General features: G+C 65.9%; 20 protein-coding genes and 1 riboswitch. Of the genes, 2 read left to right on the top strand and 18 right to left on the bottom strand.

Going from position 1 to position 17,172, the window contains the following annotated elements:
• Positions 1–11: 11 nt before the first annotated feature.
• From lgt to hisI, 8 genes are all read right to left on the bottom strand, one after another.
• Positions 12–1,145 (bottom strand): prolipoprotein diacylglyceryl transferase, encoded by a 1,134-nt coding sequence (lgt, locus tag JOE69_RS17420; RefSeq protein ID WP_309800918.1) that lies wholly within the window; start codon positions 1,143–1,145, stop codon positions 12–14.
• 1 nt (position 1,146) lies between these two features.
• Complete coding sequence (trpA, locus tag JOE69_RS17415; protein WP_309800916.1) at positions 1,147–1,995, bottom strand: tryptophan synthase subunit alpha; 849 nt, start codon at positions 1,993–1,995, stop codon at positions 1,147–1,149.
• On the bottom strand, positions 1,992–3,326 hold the full coding sequence (trpB, locus tag JOE69_RS17410; protein ID WP_309800914.1) for a tryptophan synthase subunit beta: 1,335 nt from the start codon (positions 3,324–3,326) through the stop codon (positions 1,992–1,994). The genes trpA and trpB overlap by 4 nt, the downstream gene beginning before the upstream one ends.
• Before the next feature lie 51 nt (positions 3,327–3,377).
• Complete coding sequence (trpC, locus tag JOE69_RS17405; protein ID WP_309800912.1) at positions 3,378–4,181, bottom strand: indole-3-glycerol phosphate synthase TrpC; 804 nt, start codon at positions 4,179–4,181, stop codon at positions 3,378–3,380.
• 2 nt (positions 4,182–4,183) lie between these two features.
• Complete coding sequence (locus JOE69_RS17400; RefSeq protein ID WP_296361598.1) at positions 4,184–4,462, bottom strand: HGxxPAAW family protein; 279 nt, start codon at positions 4,460–4,462, stop codon at positions 4,184–4,186.
• Between the two features lie 105 nt (positions 4,463–4,567).
• A complete protein-coding gene (locus JOE69_RS17395; protein WP_309800909.1) occupies positions 4,568–5,251 on the bottom strand; it encodes a Trp biosynthesis-associated membrane protein in 684 nt (227 codons plus the stop codon).
• Positions 5,244–6,887 carry an anthranilate synthase component I gene (locus tag JOE69_RS17390; protein WP_309800907.1) on the bottom strand — a complete coding sequence of 548 codons (1,644 nt, stop codon included), beginning with the start codon at positions 6,885–6,887 and terminating at the stop codon, positions 5,244–5,246. The genes JOE69_RS17395 and JOE69_RS17390 overlap by 8 nt, the downstream gene beginning before the upstream one ends.
• On the bottom strand, positions 6,884–7,291 hold the full coding sequence (hisI, locus tag JOE69_RS17385) for a phosphoribosyl-AMP cyclohydrolase (RefSeq protein ID WP_309800905.1): 408 nt from the start codon (positions 7,289–7,291) through the stop codon (positions 6,884–6,886). Before hisI ends, JOE69_RS17390 begins: the two co-directional genes overlap by 4 nt.
• A gap of 123 nt (positions 7,292–7,414) precedes the next feature.
• On the opposite strand from hisI, the gene JOE69_RS17380 reads away from it, so the two are divergent.
• Positions 7,415–8,059 carry a TIGR03085 family metal-binding protein gene (locus tag JOE69_RS17380; RefSeq protein ID WP_309800903.1) on the top strand — a complete coding sequence of 215 codons (645 nt, stop codon included), beginning with the start codon at positions 7,415–7,417 and terminating at the stop codon, positions 8,057–8,059.
• Positions 8,060–8,180: 121 nt separating this feature from the next.
• Positions 8,181–9,257, top strand: a complete 1,077-nt coding sequence (locus JOE69_RS17375) for a metallophosphoesterase family protein (RefSeq protein WP_309800901.1) — start codon at positions 8,181–8,183, stop codon at positions 9,255–9,257.
• Positions 9,258–9,471: 214 nt separating this feature from the next.
• Here JOE69_RS17375 and hisF read toward each other — a convergent pair whose 3' ends face one another.
• The 10 genes from hisF to JOE69_RS17325 form a co-directional block, all read right to left on the bottom strand.
• Positions 9,472–10,242: an imidazole glycerol phosphate synthase subunit HisF gene (gene hisF / locus JOE69_RS17370; protein ID WP_309800898.1), complete on the bottom strand. Its 771-nt coding sequence runs from the start codon at positions 10,240–10,242 to the stop codon at positions 9,472–9,474.
• Position 10,243: 1 nt separating this feature from the next.
• Complete coding sequence (hisG, locus tag JOE69_RS17365; protein WP_296361592.1) at positions 10,244–11,086, bottom strand: ATP phosphoribosyltransferase; 843 nt, start codon at positions 11,084–11,086, stop codon at positions 10,244–10,246.
• Between the two features lie 78 nt (positions 11,087–11,164).
• Positions 11,165–11,428, bottom strand: coding sequence for a phosphoribosyl-ATP diphosphatase (locus JOE69_RS17360; RefSeq protein WP_296361591.1), 264 nt, complete (start codon positions 11,426–11,428; stop codon positions 11,165–11,167).
• A 93-nt stretch (positions 11,429–11,521) separates the two neighbouring features.
• The gene (ribH, locus tag JOE69_RS17355) at positions 11,522–12,001 is read right to left on the bottom strand and encodes a 6,7-dimethyl-8-ribityllumazine synthase (protein WP_309800895.1); all 480 of its coding nucleotides are present in this window, start codon (positions 11,999–12,001) and stop codon (positions 11,522–11,524) included.
• Positions 11,998–12,657, bottom strand: a complete 660-nt coding sequence (ribA, locus tag JOE69_RS17350) for a GTP cyclohydrolase II (protein ID WP_309800893.1) — start codon at positions 12,655–12,657, stop codon at positions 11,998–12,000. The genes ribH and ribA overlap by 4 nt, the downstream gene beginning before the upstream one ends.
• A complete protein-coding gene (gene ribB, locus JOE69_RS17345; protein WP_309800890.1) occupies positions 12,654–13,310 on the bottom strand; it encodes a 3,4-dihydroxy-2-butanone-4-phosphate synthase in 657 nt (218 codons plus the stop codon). Before ribB ends, ribA begins: the two co-directional genes overlap by 4 nt.
• A complete protein-coding gene (locus JOE69_RS17340) occupies positions 13,307–13,930 on the bottom strand; it encodes a riboflavin synthase (RefSeq protein WP_309800888.1) in 624 nt (207 codons plus the stop codon). The genes ribB and JOE69_RS17340 overlap by 4 nt, the downstream gene beginning before the upstream one ends.
• A gap of 1 nt (position 13,931) precedes the next feature.
• Positions 13,932–14,969, bottom strand: a complete 1,038-nt coding sequence (gene ribD, locus JOE69_RS17335) for a bifunctional diaminohydroxyphosphoribosylaminopyrimidine deaminase/5-amino-6-(5-phosphoribosylamino)uracil reductase RibD (RefSeq protein ID WP_309800886.1) — start codon at positions 14,967–14,969, stop codon at positions 13,932–13,934.
• Positions 14,966–15,694 carry a nicotinamide riboside transporter PnuC gene (gene pnuC, locus JOE69_RS17330; protein WP_309801373.1) on the bottom strand — a complete coding sequence of 243 codons (729 nt, stop codon included), beginning with the start codon at positions 15,692–15,694 and terminating at the stop codon, positions 14,966–14,968. Before pnuC ends, ribD begins: the two co-directional genes overlap by 4 nt.
• Before the next feature lie 77 nt (positions 15,695–15,771).
• A riboswitch (FMN riboswitch) is annotated at positions 15,772–15,914 on the bottom strand.
• Positions 15,915–15,992: 78 nt separating this feature from the next.
• Positions 15,993–17,159: an epoxide hydrolase family protein gene (locus JOE69_RS17325; protein ID WP_309800884.1), complete on the bottom strand. Its 1,167-nt coding sequence runs from the start codon at positions 17,157–17,159 to the stop codon at positions 15,993–15,995.
• Positions 17,160–17,172: the final 13 nt, after the last annotated feature.

Below are 17,172 nucleotides of genomic sequence, written 5' to 3'. Positions count from 1 at the left end.
TTGCCGGATGCTCAGAGCCGGTCTGTGCTTCCGGCCTGCTTCCCAGCTTCGGTTTCGGCGCTGGTCTGCACCTCCGAAGGGTTATCGGCGAGATTACCACGCGCGGAATCTTCGACAGCATCGTGAGACGCTTTGTCCACATTCTGGACGCGTGTTTCGCCCGAGGCATCGAGCTCGGACAGCTCAGGCTCCCCCGCCGCTTCGGCAGGTTCCGCGGCAACGCCCGCCGGAACCCGGCCGGGCAGCAGCACCGAGTCCTCGGATCCGTCCTTGCGCCCGGTGAAACTGAGCACCAGGAAGACCACCAGGGCCACCAGGAAGACCAAGATCGACGTCCAGACGTTCAACCGCGTGGTGATGCCGAAGAAGGTGATCTGTTCCGCAGTGTCGATGCGCAACGCTTCGATCCAAACCCGGCCCAAGGTGTAGTACATCGCGTAGAGCCAGAACAACCGGCCGCGGCGGAGTTGGAACCGGCGGTCGATGAGCAGCAGGATCAGCACGCCTACCAAGTTCCACAAGGATTCGTACAAGAAGGTGGGTTGGAACAGTGTGTCCGCAGCGTATCCGGTCGGGAAATTCGGGTTGTTCGGATCCACCTGCAGTCCCCAAGGCAGCGTAGTGGGCGCGCCGAAGAGTTCCTGGTTGAAGTAATTCCCCCAACGGCCGATGGCCTGGGCCAGCAGCAATCCGGGCGCAGCGGCATCGATGAGCGCAGTGATCTTCACCCCGGCGCGGCGGCATCCGATCCAGGCGCCGACCACGCCCAGTAGGACCGCGCCCCAGATGCCCAGGCCGCCTTCCCAGATCCGGAAGATCTTCGACAGGTCGCCGGTGCCGTTGAATCCCGGACCGAAATAGGCTTCTGGCGAGGAGAACACATGGTAGAGCCGGCCGCCGACGATCCCGAACGGGATCGCCCAAATCGCGATGTCCCAGAGCGAGCCTTCCGGAGCACCGCGTTTTTTCCAACGGACGCTGGTCAGCCACAAGGCCGCAATGATGCCGAGCAGAATGCACAGGGCGTAGGCACGGATCGAGAGCTGCCCCCAGGGCAGCGGGATCTCGAACCCGGACCAGGTCGGGCTGGGAATGCTGGCGGGCAGAACGCTCAATGCCTGGCCGGCAAGTGCAAAGGTGCTCAAATCATTGGCCTTCCGGGAACTGCCGAGGTGTTTCTGCAAGGGTCTCGCGCGGAGTTCCCGCGCTGAGTTCTTCGGTCAGGTGCGCGACGGCGGCCACCCCGCCATCGCGGATTGCGGCCACCAGCGCTGTGCCCACAATAACCCCGTCGGCATAACTTCCGATTTCACGCACGTGCCCGGCGTGGCTGACGCCCAGGCCCACGCAGACCCGCTGCGCGCCGGCCTGTCGGGTTTTCTCGACCAGGGACTGCGCACTCGAGGAGACATTCTGCCGCGTTCCGGTCACGCCCATCACGGATACCGCGTAGACGAATCCCCGGCTGGCAGCAACCGTGCTGGCCAAACGTTCCGGGCTGGACGAAGGCGCCACCAGGAAGACCCGGTCCAGGCCGAATTCGTCCGAAGCGGCGAGCCACTCGGCTGCTTCATCCGGGATCAAATCCGGCGTGATCAAGCCGGCTCCCCCGGCTGCAGCCAACCGTTCCGCGAATTCGCGCACGCCCATTTGCATCACCGGGTTCCAATACGTCATCACCAGAACCGCGACCTCGCTGACCGCGGTGATCCCGGCGACCACGTCGAACACGCTGGAAACTTTGAATCCGTTGGCGAGTGCTTCCGTGGTAGCCGCTTGGATCACCGGCCCGTCCATCACCGGATCGGAATACGGCACCCCGATCTCGATCAAGTCCACCCCGTTGCGGGCCATCGCGACCCCGGCCTCGATGGTGCTCTGCACATCCGGATAGCCAGCCGGAAGGTACCCGATCAGCGCAGTGCGTCCGGCCGCATGCGCCCGGTCGATCGCGGCCGCGGCCTTGCTCCGTGCCAGCTGGTCCCCGATGCTCATTTTTCCACTCCTTCGGAAGCGTCCGCGTCGATCAAATCGAACCATTCGGCGGCAGTGCCCACGTCCTTGTCGCCGCGGCCGGAGAGGTTTACCAGCAAAATCACCTGCTGCGGATCGGCGAGGCCTTCGGTCAGCCCCTTGCCGACCCGCATCGCACCGGCCAGAGCATGCGCGGATTCGATCGCCGGGATGATGCCTTCGGTCCGGCAGAGCAACCGGAATGCTTCCATGGCTTCGGCGTCGGTGACCGGCTCGTAGGCGACCCGGCCGATGTCCGCCAGGTAGGAATGCTCCGGGCCCACGCCGGGATAGTCCAACCCGGCCGAAATGGAATGCGATTCCACGGTCTGGCCGTCTTCATCCTGCATCAGATAGGACCGGGCGCCGTGCAGCACACCCGGGCGGCCGAGCGTGATCGTGGCGGCGTGCCGTCCGGTTTCCACCCCGTCGCCGCCGGCTTCGAAACCGTAGATCGCGACCTCCGGATCATCCAGGAAGCCGTGGAAAATGCCGATCGCATTCGATCCGCCGCCGATGCAGGCGCAGACCGCATCCGGGAGCCGGCCGGTCTGCTCCAGGATCTGCTCCCGGGCCTCCTCGCCGATCACTTCATGGAAGAACCTGACCATCGCCGGGAACGGGTGGGCACCGGCTGCGGTGCCGAGCAGGTAGTGCGTGGTATCGACGTTCGCGACCCAGTCGCGCAACGCATCGTTGATCGCGTCCTTGAGCGTCTGCGAGCCGTTCGTCACCGGGACCACGGTAGCCCCGAGCAGTTTCATCCGGGCCACGTTGAGCGACTGCCGCCGGGTGTCCTCGGCCCCCATGTACACCACGCATTCCAGGCCCAACAGCGCTGCGGCGGTAGCACTGGCCACGCCGTGCTGGCCGGCCCCGGTCTCCGCGATGATCCGGGTCTTGCCCATCCGCTTGGCGAGCAGGGCCTGGCCCAGCACATTGTTGATCTTGTGCGAACCGGTGTGGTTGAGATCCTCCCGCTTGAGGAAGACCCGGGCGCCACCGGCGTATTCGGCGAAGCGTTTGGCCTCGGTCAGCATCGAAGGCCGGCCGGAGTAGGTCTTGTTCAGCCGGGCGATCTCAGCGAGGAACTCGGGATCCGCCTTGGCCTTTTCGAAGGTGTCTTCCAGTTCGTCGATCGCCGCGATCAAAGACTCCGGCATCCAACGGCCGCCGTACTCGCCGAAATACGGCCCGCTCGCGTGTTTGAGGCTTGCCGGGCCGGAAGCCGCTGCGCCACGGTCGGCACGGGCATCGGAAAGAAAGGCATCCGCTGCCTCTTCGGGGGCGCCGGGGACGGCGTTCTCTGCCATGGGATTCCTTCGAGTCGATTCGAACAAGGTGATGCTTGCCGGAGTTGGAACTCAGACGGCCGGCGCTTGCGCCGTCTCCGCTGCGGCCCGGAAAGCCGCGATCGTAGCCGCGGGCTCAACCGAGCTGACCAGCGCTTCGCCGACCAGCACCGCAGTGGCGCCGTGCGCCGCGTAGTGCGCTACGTCGTCGGCGGTCTTGACCCCGGACTCCGCGACTAGCACGCTGCCGGCCGGAACCGCTCCGGCCAGCGAGGCGAAGACTGCGTTGTCCACTTCCAAGGTTTTCAGATTTCGCACATTGACGCCGATGATCTTCGCCCCGAGGGCCAGCGCCCGATCGATCTCCTCGGCGGTGTGCGTCTCGACCAGGGCCTGCATGCCCAGCTCCTCAGTCAGCGCCAGGAACTCGCGCAGCTGCGCGTCGTCCAAGGCCGCCACGATCAGCAGTACCAGGTCTGCACCATGCGCCCGGGCTTCCCAGATCTGATAGGGGTCTACGGTGAAATCCTTGCGCAGCACCGGGATCCGCACGGCGGCGCGCACCGCGTCCAGATCCGCCAAAGAACCGGTGAACCGGCGTTGCTCGGTGAGCACGCTGATCACCGACGCCCCGCCTTGCGCGTACTGCGCGGCGAGCCCGGCCGGGTCGGCAATTTCGGCAAGCTGCCCTTTGGACGGACTGCGCCGCTTGACTTCGGCGATCACCTGCAATCCCGGTGCGCGCAATGCGGCCAGGGCATCGAGCGCGGCAGGCTGGGCCGCGGCAAGCGCTTGGAGCTGCTCCAGAGGAAGCTGCGCTCTGCGCTCTGCGAGGTCCTCGCGGACTCCCGCGATGATGTCGTCGAGAACGCTCACGTTCAGTGGCCCGACGTCTGCTTGACTCTGGATCCGCCGACGCCGAAGCCCATCTTGCGCATCACGATTCCGATGATCCCGCCGATCACCATGACCACCAGGCCGACGATGAACAACGGCGTGTTCGCGAAGACGAAGGCGATCGAGCAGACCAGAGCACCGGCAAGCGCCACGAAGACCGTGGTCCAGGCTGCCGGGCTGCTGCCGTGGCTCTCCACCACAGCACGCTGCACCGGCTCGGTAGCGGTGGAGGCGTTGGTCGTGGTGGTCTTGCTGCTCATGATCTCTCCTGAAGAGGTAGCGGTTGTCGTTTGCTTCGCTTACATTCTGCCAGATTGCCCCGGAGTATCCGCACCTCGGGCCGGACCGTAGGCAGCCGGACCGGCTCAGGCACGCTGCGGATTGGTCGGATCGTCGCCCCGGCTGAGCCGGTCCCAGCTGTCGATGTCGTCCAGCGGCTCGCCCTCCGGTTGCGCCTCGGCGGCCCGTCGGTAGCTGTATTTTTTCGATCCGGCCCAATTGCGTCCCCAGACCAGCACCGCGATCGCGGTGAAGCTCAGCAGCACACCGGCCACCAGGGCGACCCAGACCAAAGGCGTGGTGCTGGCCTCGATCGGGATTCCGGTGACGCCGATCTGCGCGCCGAGCGGGCCATTGGCCGAACCTTTCGGATCCGCCAGGACCGCGATCGCGGTGGCTGCGACCCCGATGCCGGCGAGGAAAACGATGCTGCCCGCGATGATCCGGCCCAACCGGCCGGAAATCGACAGGGCCAGTGCCCCCGCGGCCGAGACCAGGGTCAAGGCCGTGACCGCGGTGGCTGCTTTGGACCCCGGAATCGCGATGTTGTCGGCCCGGATCGCGCCCTGGTTCGCTGAAACGTGCAGCCAGGTCTGCGTGCTCGCGCCGAAAGCCACAGCCGCGAACAGCAACGCGGCCAGCACCAGGATCGATTTCCTCCGGTACCAGGCGAGCGGGGCCGTAGCCGAGTGGTGTTCCGGCGCGGCTTCGGCCGGCATGCTGTCGCCGTCCGCTGCCTCGGCGGGCTTGACGCCTTCTGGATCAGTCATCGGAAGAACCCTTCGTTTCGCCGGCGTTCGCGGCGGACGCCTCGAACACCTGCAGCCGCTGCGCCGAATACACTGCGCGCAGCGGCGCTGCCGCTTTGTTCACGGTTTCCAAGGCTTCAGCCGCGTCCTGGGAATCCGCGACGATGCCGCCGCCGGCCTGTACATAGGCTACGCCGTCGCGGAGCAATGCGGTGCGGATGGTGATCGCGGTATCCATATTGCCGGCGAAATCCAGGTACCCGACCACTCCGCCGTAGAGTCCGCGCCGGTGCGGTTCCAATTCGTCCAGGAGCCGCATGGCCCGCGGCTTCGGCGCACCGGAGAGCGTGCCGGCCGGGAAGGTCGCGGCCAGCGTGTCGTAGGCGGTCTTCTCCGGAGACAGCGTGCCGACTACGGTGGAGACCAGATGCATGATGTGGCTGAACCGTTCCACCTCCATGAACTGGGTGACGTCCACGCTGCCGGGCAGGCAGACCTTGGAGATGTCGTTGCGGGCCAAATCCACCAGCATCAGGTGCTCGGCCCGTTCCTTTTCGTCCGCGAGCAAGTCCTCGGCGAGCGCCTGATCCGCCTCCACGGTTTTCCCGCGCGGCCGCGAGCCGGCAATCGGATGGGTGATCACCTCGTCCCCGGTGACCGTGACCAGGGCTTCCGGCGAAGATCCCACGATCGCGTAGTCGTTCCCCTGCGCATCGACGAAGCTGTAGAGGTACATGTAGGGGCTGGGATTCGAGGCCCGCAGCATCCGGTAGACATCCAGCGGCGTGGCCGCGTTCGCCATTTCGAAGCGCCGGGAAATCACCACCTGGAAAACTTCGCCGTCCACGATCGCTGCTTTGCCCAGTTTGATCGCGCCGAGGTACTCGGCCTCGTCCCAGCGTTCCTGGACCGCGGCCCGGAAGCCTGCCTCGTCGTCGACCGGGTCTCCGGCAGCGGCCACGGTGCTGACCGGCTGGCGCAGCGGCGCGCCCATCGCGGAAAGCATCTCGTCCAAGCGCTGCACCGCGTCCTGCCAGGCTTCGTCGACCCGCTCGTCGCTGCCGTCGAAATTGATCGCATTCGCGATCAACAGCACCGAACCGTCGGTGTTGTCATGCACCGCCATATCGCTGACCAGGTTCATCGCCAACTCCGGCAGGCCCAAGTCGTCCACCGGCGGATGGGGCAGCTTCTCCCAGTGCCGCACCGACTCCCAGCCCAGGAAGCCGACCATCCCGGAAGTGAATGGCGGCAGGCCGGCGAACCGTTCGGTCTGCAGCAGTTCGACGGTCCGCGCGAGTGCCTGCACCGGATTGCCGTCCAGCGGCACGCCGACCGGCGGCTCGCCGATCCAATGGGCCTGGCCGTCGGCGGTGGTCAACGTGGCCCGGGAACGGACCCCGATGAACGAGTGCTGCGACCAGACTCCGCCGGGAGCCGCGGATTCCATCAGGAAAGTGCCCGGCGCCCCGTCGGCCAAAGCCCGGTACAAGCCAATCGGCGTGTGCGAATCGGCGAGCACCCGCAGCGTCACCGGGATCACCCGGTGGTTCCGGGCGAGCACCCGGAATTCTTCGAGGCTCGGGCTGATCTGGCCCAGGCGGGCCTGGCTTGGGCGGGCGGCTGCCGGCATGGTGGGGGTTTCCTTCGTGCTCATCGGCTCGGGTTTTCAGACTGGTCTTCCGCGGTCAGCACCACGGCAGGCAAGGACCGGCCGTCGAAGCAACTTCGGGTGCCGGTGTGGCAGGCCGGCCCGTGCTGGTCGACGGTGATCAGCAGCGCATCGCCGTCGCAGTCCAAGGCCACCGACTTGACCAGTTGGATGTGGCCTGAGGTGTCGCCCTTGCGCCAGAATTCCTGCCGGGACCGGGAGAAGAAAGTGACCCGGCCGGTGCTGAGTGTGCGCTGCAATGCTTCATCGTTCATCCAGCCGAGCATCAGCACTTCTTTGCTGTCGAATTGCTGGACCACGGCGGCGACCAGACCTGCCGGGTCGCGTTTGAGCCGTTCGGCGATTTTCACCGGAAGCTGTTCATTGTCGGAGCTGATTTCTGCGGGCATCCTTTCAATTCTATTGGTATCCGGCGGCATTCGCCGCGTCGTCGGCGGGCCGCGGTAGAACAACTTCATCCCCGGCGGTTCGGACCGGGATTTTGCGGCCAGATCGTGCTAATTTCACAAGTGATGCATTTTGTAGATCCTTCCCGCGAAGTCCTGGCCGAAACGCTGCTCGCAGCCGGCCCGGACGCCGCTACCCTGTGCACCGGCTGGCGCACCCAAGAACTGGCCGCACACCTGTTCCTGCGGGAGCGGAATGCCGGCGTCGGGCTCGGCTTGATCCTGCGGGCCTTTGCCCGCGCTTCTGACGCATCGACCCGGAAATTGGCCGCGAAATCCTCCACTGCCGATGCCTACGCACGGCTGGTGGAACAGTTCCGCTCCGGTCCTCCGGCGCTGTCCCCGATGCGGATCAAAGCGGTCGACGAAAGCTCGAACCTGATCGAATACTTCGTGCACACCGAGGACGTCCGACGCGCCACGGACCGTTGGGCTCCCCGGGCGCTCGACGAAGAATATTCGGACGCCCTGTGGTCCGAGCTGGTCAAACGTGCGGCGATCCTCTACCGGGGCGTGGACCTGGGCATTGTCCTGGTGCAGCCCTCCGGGCCACGGCACGTGGCCAAACGTGCTCCGGTCTCCGTGGCGATCGTCGGCGAGCCGGGCGAGCTGCTGATGCACGCGCACGGTCGCACGGAACACGCCCTGGTGACCTTTGAAGGGCAACCGGACGCCGTCGCACTTCTGCAGACCGCCGAGGTGGGCCTCTGAGCCGTCGGCCTCCCCGACGGCGGCATCCTCAAAGATGTCATGACAAGTTTGGAACATGTTCACATGGCCCGCATAGGTTCGTGGTGTCCGCACCACTTTCGAACCGAAAGGCCACCGAACCATGCCAGGACCGACCTTCCCGAGCCGCTCCCCGCTATCCCGCCGGAACGCGATGGTTGCTTCCATCGCCGCGCTTGCCGGTGCCGGGGCCGCAGTCGCCGCCGCGGCTCCAGCCAACGCCAGCCCAAGCCGCACCGCTTCCGTCTCCGGGTCCGCGAGCACCGATCCCGGCCCGGTACTGAGCAGCTTCAATGTGATCAGCGACATCCAAGGCGACCTCGGCGACTTCGGCCGCGCGCTGGATGACATGTCCAGCACCAATCCGCGCAGCACCGGCCTGGTGGTCAACGGCGACATCACGCCTCGCGGCTACGATTTCGAGTACGCTGCGGTCCGCAAGACCCTCGACGAACACCCGCACGCCGGGCAGGTGCATTGGGGCATCGGCAACCACGAGTTCTATGTCCCCAAATACAAAGACCCGAACACGCTCAACCAAGCCGCTTGGCCCAACGGCACCACTGAAGCGTCGCTGTTCAATAGCTTCTACAAGTTCACCGGACGCGACCAGGTCTACACCGAAATCTCGCTCGGCGGCGTTCCCGGGCTGATCCTGGGCACCGAGAAGTACATGAAGTACCACGACGCAAGCAAATGGGACGAAGTCTGGCTGAGCGATGCGCAGTTGGCTTGGCTGCGGGAGCGCTTGGCTTTCTGGGCCGCCCGCGGCAAGCCGGTCATGGTGTTCAGCCACCACCCGTTGCCGGACACCGTCTCCGGAACCAGGAACAAGCTCTACTCGGCGGACTACCTGCAGGCGGATCGGCTATTGGGCATTCTGGGCCCGTACCCGAATGTCTTCCTGTTCAGTTCGCACACCCACTGGGCACTCACCCTGGCCGATTGGGAAGTCCGGCGCACGGTGCCCGGCAGCGGCAATCTGCTCGGTTTCCAGGTGTTCAATACGGGCGCCATCGAAACCCTCTACACGGACAACGGCACCGGCGGGGAAAGGGCCTTGGACCGGCTGGAGAACACCGGTTTGCAAGTTTCCGTTTACCCGGACCAGGTCAGGATCTCGGCCCGGGACTTCCGGCGCAAACAATGGCTCAAAGAAGCCTGGATCCCCCTGGTCTAGCCACTCGGCCGCGCCACACTCGGCGATCCACACCCCACGCTCCCCCAACGCCGGGCGCCCCGACACCCCAGCGTGCGAGTGCACACTTGGTGCGGGTGTTTTCCGAAAACACCCGCACCAAGTGTGCGTTCGGCTGGGCCAACAGTCGCAGGGTTCCCTGGCCGAGCTTGCGAGGCGAGGGGGCGACTGGGGAGGTCCCTACCTGGCGCGCAGGTCAGCGGACCGGGAACCCGGCAGCCCGGATTGCGGCCTTGACCTGGGCGATCGCATCGACCGGGCCGAAGTGGAAGATGCTCGCGGCCAATACCGCATCGGCCCCGGCGAGCACTGCGGCCGGGAAGTCTTCGGGCTGGCCGGCCCCGCCCGAAGCGATCAACGGGACGGAAACCGCGGCCCGGACCGCCTGGATCATGGGCACGTCGAAGCCGGCTTTGGTGCCGTCCGCGTCGATCGAGTTCAGCAGGATTTCACCGACCCCGCGGTCAGCGGCTTCTTTGGCCCAGGCGATCGCGTCCATCCCGGTACCGCGCCGCCCGCCATGCGTGGTGACTTCGAAGCCCGACGGCGTCGATCCGTCCGGCACCCGGCGCGCGTCGAGCGAAAGCACCAGGACCTGCGAGCCGAAATGCCGGGTGATCTCGTCGATCACCTCGGGCTTGAGCACTGCAGCGGAGTTGATCGACGCCTTGTCGGCGCCGGCCCGCAGCAGTCGGTCGACGTCGCGCACTCCGCGCACGCCACCGCCGACGGTCAGCGGGATGAACAATTCCTCGGCAGCGCGGGCCACCATGTCGAAAGTGGTTTCCCGGTTGCCGGAAGAGGCTGTGACATCCAGGAAAGTCAGTTCATCGGCGCCGGCACCGTCGTACCGCCGGGCCAACTCGACCGGATCGCCGGCATCGCGCAGCTCGGCGAAGTTCACGCCCTTCACCACCCGCCCGGCGTCGACGTCCAGACACGGGATGACTCTGATCGCGAGGCTCATCTCAGATCCGGGCCGCGTGGATCGAGAACACCACGATCGCCCGGGCGCCGATGCCGTAGAGCTCGTCCATCACCCGGTTGGTGTCTTTCTTGGGCACCATCGATCGGACCGCGACCCATTCCGAGTCCCGCAACGGCGAAACCGTCGGGGATTCCAGGCCTGGCGTGAGCGCGCTGGCCTGTTCCACCAGGTCCTTGCGGATGTCGTAATCCATCATCACGTACTGCCTGGCGACCAGAACCCCCTGCAAACGCCGCAAAAGCACATCCAGCCCGGCCGGCGCTTCGCCGGAACGACCGATCAGCACCGCCTCCGATCGCAGGATCGGTTCGCCGAAGATCTCCATCCCGGCGGCCCGCATGGTGCTGCCGGTCTCCACGACGTCGGCGATCGCATCGGCGACGCCCAAACGGACCGAAGATTCCACCGCGCCGTCCAGCCGGACCACTTTCGCTTCGATCCCGCGCTCCGCCAAGTAGTTCCGGAGCAGTCCGTCGTAGCTGGTGGCGAGCCGTTTTCCGGCCAATTGGGAGATCTCGGTGAAATCGCCCACCGGCCCGGCGAAGTGGAAGGTCGATCCGGCAAACCCCAGGGTCAGCAACTCATCGGCGTCGACCGCGGCGTCCAGCAGCAGGTCCCGGCCGGTGATTCCGACGTCGAGGGTTCCGGACCCGACATAGACCGCGATGTCGCGCGGGCGGAGGTAGAAGAATTCGATCTCGTTCTCGGCATCGACCAGAACGAGTTCCCGGTTGTCGCGGCGTTGCCGGTAACCGGCCTCGGAGAGCATCGCGGCTGCGGATTCGGACAGGGATCCCTTATTCGGGACAGCTACACGGAGCATGGTGGTTTCTTTCGCAAGTGGTGGAATCAGGGCAGAGCGGTCACGCACAAATCTTGCCACCAGCCGAAAGGCCGGCGGCTATAGATGCTCGTAGACATCCTGCAGGGACAGGCCTTTGGCGATCATCAGAACCTGCACGTGGTAGAGCAGCTGCGAGATTTCCTCTGCGGTTTCGCGGTCGCTCTGGTACTCGGCGGCCATCCAAACTTCAGCGGCCTCTTCGACGATTTTCTTGCCGATCCCGTGCACGCCGGAGTCCAGTTCGGTGACCGTTTTGGACCCTTCCGGGCGCTGCACTGCCTTTTCGCCCAGTTCGGCGAAGAGGTCTTCGAATGATTTCACGTGCTCAAGCCTAACCCGTTTCCGCCCCTCGGACCTCGCTGAGCGTTGACATGTGGCGGGTATTACGCCCGGAAACCCGCCACAAGTCGACGCTCAGCGCAGCAACAGCGCCGTTTGCAAGGCCGCGGACGTCGCCTCGAAGCCCTTGTCCTCTTTCGAACCGGCGAATTCGCCAGCCGCGGGCAGCCCCGCCCGGTCGAGCGCCTGCGATTCGTCGTCGCAGGTGAGCACGCCGAAGCCGATCGGTACACCGGTGCGCACCGAAACCTCGGTCAGCCCCAGCGTCGCCGCCTGGCAGACATAATCGAAATGCGGCGTGCCGCCGCGGATCACCACGCCCAGTGCCACCACAGCGTCGTAGTCGGGAGCCAGCCGGGCCGCCGCCACCGGGAGTTCGAACGATCCCGGAACCCGCAGCACCGTGGGCGAATCGATCCCGGCGTCCCGGGCCGCGCGCAAGGCACCACCGAGCAGCCCGTCCATCACCTTTTCGTGCCACGATGCCGCGATGATCAGCACCCGCAATCCGCCGGCGTCCAGTTTCGGCGCCTGCGGAGCTCCGGCCCGGCTCATGCCGGACGTCCGTTCCGGTGCTGCTGGGCCGAATCGGCCAACGTCAGCTGGTGGTTCATCTTGTCTCGCTTCGTTTGCAGGTAGCGCAGGTTCTCCGCCCTGGACGGAACCTCGGCGGGCTCGGTCTGCACCACGTCGATGCCGAGCGCCCGGAGCCGCTCCGCCTTGACCGGATTGTTGGAGAGCAGCCGGATCTGTTCGAACCCGAGCTGGCGCAGGATCGCCGACGCTGCGCCGTAAGAGCGGGCGTCGACCGGCAAACCGAGCTGTTCGTTGGCTTCCACCGTGTCCGCTCCCGCCTCCTGCAAAGCATAGGCCCGGAGTTTGTTGGACAGCCCGATCCCGCGGCCTTCCTGACCCCGCAGGTAGACCACCGCTCCGCCGTGTTCCTGCACTTGCCGGAGCGCATAATCCAACTGCTCCCCGCAATCGCAGCGGTAGGAGCCGAAGACGTCTCCGGTCAGGCACTCCGAATGCACCCGGACCAGGGGCAGCGAACCCTCGGCGACCGGAACCGTCACCGACATGTGCTCGATCCCGGTGGCCTCCTCATGCCAAGCCTGCGCTTGGAATGTGCCGTGCACCGTCGGCAATTGCACCACCGGACCGCCGGTCAACACGACCTCGGGATCACTGGGGTTCGTTGGCTCACTCATCTTGCTACCTCCGCTGTATCCAAATGTCCGACGGATTCTTGGTCTTTCAAGTCAAGATAATCCGCCAAATCGGCGATCGACACCATCGGGCAACCGTACGTATCGGCGAATCGACGCAATTCGTCACGCCGCATCATCTCACCGTCGTCCCGGACCACTTCGCTGATCACACCGACCGGCGTGCAGCCGGCCAGCGCCGACAACTCGACCGCGGCTTCAGTGTGCCCAGGACGCTGCCTGACACCTCCTGCAACTGCCCGGAGCGGGAAAATATGCCCCGGCCTGGTCAGTTTTCTGGCCGTTCCTCCCGGATCGGCCAAGGTCTTCGCGGTGATTGAGCGATCTGTAGCGCTGATTCCGGTGCTGAGCACCCCGGCGGCATCGCAACTGACCGTGTACGCCGTGCCCTTGGCGTCCTGGTTCAATTCCACCATCGGCGGCAAGCCGAGCTGCTCGGCCCGCTCCGCGGACATCGGGATGCAAATCACTCCCGAGGAATGCCGGATCGTCCAGCCCATCAGCTCCGGGCTGCTGTGTTCCGCGGCGAACACGATGTCCCCTTCGTTCTCCCGGTCTTCGTCATCGACGACGACGACCGCCCGACCCGCAGCGATGGCTGCGACCGCGCGCTCGATCGGATCCAAGATGCTCATCCCGCCGCCTCCGTCCGGAAGTCCAGCAGCCGTTCGGTGTATTTCGCCAGCACATCGACCTCCAGGTTCACCCCCGCGCCGAGCGCTTTCGTGCCCAGTCCGGTCTGTTCCAGCGTGATCGGGATCAGACCCACCTCGAACCAGGGCTCCGCCTCCGCGACCGGGCTCACCGCGGTGACCGTGAGTGAAACCCCGTCGATCGCAATCGAACCCTTTTCCGCCAGATAGCGCGCCAACTGCTGCGGCAGGGAGAATCGGAGCCGCTGCCAAGCAGCCAAGTCCTCGCGGCGCAACAAGGTCCCGACGCCGTCCACATGGCCCTGCACCACGTGCCCGTCGAAGCGTTCCCCCGCCGCGACGCAACGTTCGAGATTGACCAGATCGCCGGCCTGCCGTTCGCCCAGTGTGCTGCGCGAGAGCGTCTCGCCCATCACATCGATCCGCAGCGTTCCGGCGTCGACAGCGACCGCGGTGAGGCAGATTCCGTCCACCGCGATCGAGCCGCCCGAAGCGAGCGATTCGGCCAACCCGCCGGCGTCCAGCTGCAATCTGGCACTGCCGTCGGGATCCTGGACAATGCTTTTCACCGAGCCCCGCCCGGCAATGATTCCTGTGAACATCTCAGTTCTCCTTCATGAAGGTCGTAGGTAACGGCTGCGGGATCAGGCTCAAGGTGAGATCATCGCCGTCGCGGCGAACCGCTGCCGCCGGATCCCACGCGAAGTGCCGCGCGGCACCGAGCGTTTCGATGCCGAGGTCGCCGATCGAAGAAGTCCCGGCACCCAGCACGGTCGGTGCGATCGACACGATCAATTCGTCCACCAGGTCGGCGCGCAGGAACGCCGCGGTGACCTTCGCCCCGCCTTCGACCATCAAATGGTCGACGCCTTCGGCTTTCAAGATCCGCCCGGCCGCTTCCGGATCGTGGCTGCGGATCTGGACCCAATTGCCGTCGCCGCGCAATGCCGCTTGCTCCGGGACCTCGCGGAGGCCCAGCACCACCCGCCGGGGCTGCTTCGCGGCGAGCGAACCGTCCGGACGCCGGGCGGTCAGCCGGGGATCGTCCGCGATCACCGTGCCGGTGCCCACCAGCATCGCGTCGACCCGGGCCCGCAGGGCGTGATTGGCGACGAGCGACTCCGGGCTGGAGATCCATTGGCTGCTTCCGTCGGCCGCCGCGATCCGGCCGTCCAGAGTCTGCGCGATGTGCACACTGGTGTAGGGGCGCTGCGCTTGGACTGCGGCGAACCACCGGCGGTTCAGTTCTGCGGCCGGCCCGGCCGAAACCCCCTCGACCACGGTGACGCCGGCCGCCCGGAGCTGCGCCGCTCCGCCGCGCGCCAACGGAGCCGGATCTGCCACCGCGTAGACCACGGTGGCGATCCCGGCCTCGATCAGGCTCTGACTGCAGGCCGGCATCCGGCCGACGTGCCCGCACGGTTCCAAACTGACCACCATGGTTCCCCCGCGGATCCGCTCCGGCGGCAACCCGGCCAAGGCGGCGGCTTCCGCGTGCGGCGTCCCGGCGCCTTCATGGTGCCCGACGCCGAGCAGCCCGCCGCTCGAATCCAGCAGCACCGCACCGACCAGCGGATTCGCACCCCGGACGCCTTTGACTGCTTGTTCCAGCGCCAAGCGCATGGCCGCTTCGTAGGTCATTTGCGCTCCCCTACATTGACCGTCGGATCCGGAAACCCGGTCTCCACCGAGACCGCCTGGTCGCTGCGCCGTTTGACCCGCCACCAGACGAAGAAGCCGACCAGGGTGAATGCGCCGTAGAAAATGTACATGAATCCGCTGGCATAGTAGCCGGCACTGAACAGCAGCGGTACGCCCACCACGTCGACGGCGACCCAGATCAGCCAGAACTCGACCCAGCCCCGGGCCATGCCATAGGTGGCCAACAGTGAGCCCATGAAGATCCAGGCATCGGCCCACACCGGCTCATAGGAACCGAGCGCCCGGAACACCGGGGTCAGGATCGCAGTACCCGCGATCAGCGCGGCCACCAGGAAGATCCGGGCCGACCAGGAAGCCCACTGCGGTTCCACCGCGTTGGACTCCCCCGCGGCTTGCCCCGGATTCCCGTTGCGGGCTTGTCGCCAGCGGTACCAGCCATATACCGAGACCACGATGAACATCACTTGCCTACCGGCTTGGCCCAAGAGGTTCACCGGATTCGGGGCGCCGAAAACCGTGCCCAGGAATACCGTGAAGAGCAGCACATTGCCGACGATGCCGACCGGCCAGGCCCAGACTTTGCGGCGCATTCCGCCGAGGGCGCTGAGCAGCCCGAAAAGATTGCCTAGCACTTCGCGCCAGAGCAAGAACCCGCCACCGGCGAATTCGAGTTTGGCGTCAAAGAGCCATCGCAGAAAGTCGATCATGTTCTCCCTTTCCATCCACTGCGATGGCTCCGGGGAACGTCAATGCTGCGCGCTCGTCACAGCGCACTGCATCACACGTGCTTCTCCCATCCAGACTTTAACTGTCGGTACCGGAATTTCACCGGTTCAACCGATTGCGACGACCGTTCCCAGCCGCCGCGCACGGGTCGCGGACTATTACCGCCGGTTCGGACTTACACCGACCCCGGAGCACGTTGATCTAACGATTATGACATGTCGAACCGCATTGCCGGCACGCTTATTCCTGGCCGGCCCGGCAGCTGCCGGTTCGCCGTCATCGGGCGCAATCTTGGACGAACTGGAACAGCTCCCGGGCCAGCAGTTGCGGATCGTGGATCACTCCGAAGCTGCCGATCCGCGGGAACTCGGTGATTCGTTCGAGCCGGTAGAGCCGCTTCTGCCACTCGAATTCCGCTCCGTCGGGGCCCCGGTTTCCGGCCGAATCCGGAAACACGCCGATCGCCGTCGGCACGGTAATCTTCTGGCCGGGCTCCAGACGCGGCGGCTCGGCCCGGTTGTCGTAGAAGTCGAGGATCGACGCTCCAGTGGTCCCGGTAAGCCAGTACAGGCTGAGCATGGTCAACAGCGAGTCGTGGTCCGAGGCTTCGGAGAGATCGGCCGCTGGGCCGGCCCACAACCGCCAGCGCTGGACGATCCAGGCGGCAACCGAATAGGGCGAATCCGCCAGGGCAAAAGAAAGCATGTTCGACTTCGGCACCAGTCCACACGGCTGGGCCGGTGCCGCCGCATCCCAGCAGCCGCTTTGCGCCAGAGCCAGGAGTTCCGCGGTCGACAAAGCCTGCTCGGGGCTCGGCGGCGGGGGCACGTCCACACTGTTCAATTGCAAAGCGGACATCCGTTCCGGATGTTGCCAGGCCATCATCGAGGCCACTCCGGCACCGAATCCGGTTCCCGAAACGGCAAACTCGGAATAGCCCAACTGCTGCATCAGCCGGTGCCACAAACCGGCGGTGGCGGCGTAGCTCCACGCTTTGCCGCGGGGGCGTTCGGAGAATCCGAAGCCCGGCAGCGAAGGGATCACCACATCGAAGCCGGGACCCGGGATGCCGTATGCCGAAGGATTGGTCAGAACCGGCACCAGCGGCAGGTATTCGAGGAACGTGCTGGGCCAGCTGTGCGCCAGCAGCAGCGGGATCCCCGGCCCGCCGGCGGCACGCTGGTGGACGAAATGCACCAGCACACCGTCGACCTCCAGGGTGAACTGGGGTTGTTCGTTCAGCCGTGCTTGTTGCGCGGACCAGTCGAAGCCGTTCAACCAGTAATCGCACAGCCGGTCGAAGCCTCGGCAGTCCGCCGCGCTCGCCCAAGCGGCCTCCGGCGCGGGCGCCCGACGGCGTTCCTGGTCGATCAGCTGCAGCATCCTGGCGACGTCTTCGTCCGGAAGCTCGACGACGAACCGTCCGGGGGCCGCTCCGCTCACGGATCGGGCCTCG

Source organism: Arthrobacter russicus (assembly GCF_031454135.1).
GTDB lineage: Bacteria > Actinomycetota > Actinomycetes > Actinomycetales > Micrococcaceae > Renibacterium > Renibacterium russicum.
Note: the sequence above shows the minus strand (reverse complement) of the source record. Positions and strands in the feature narration are given on the sequence as shown.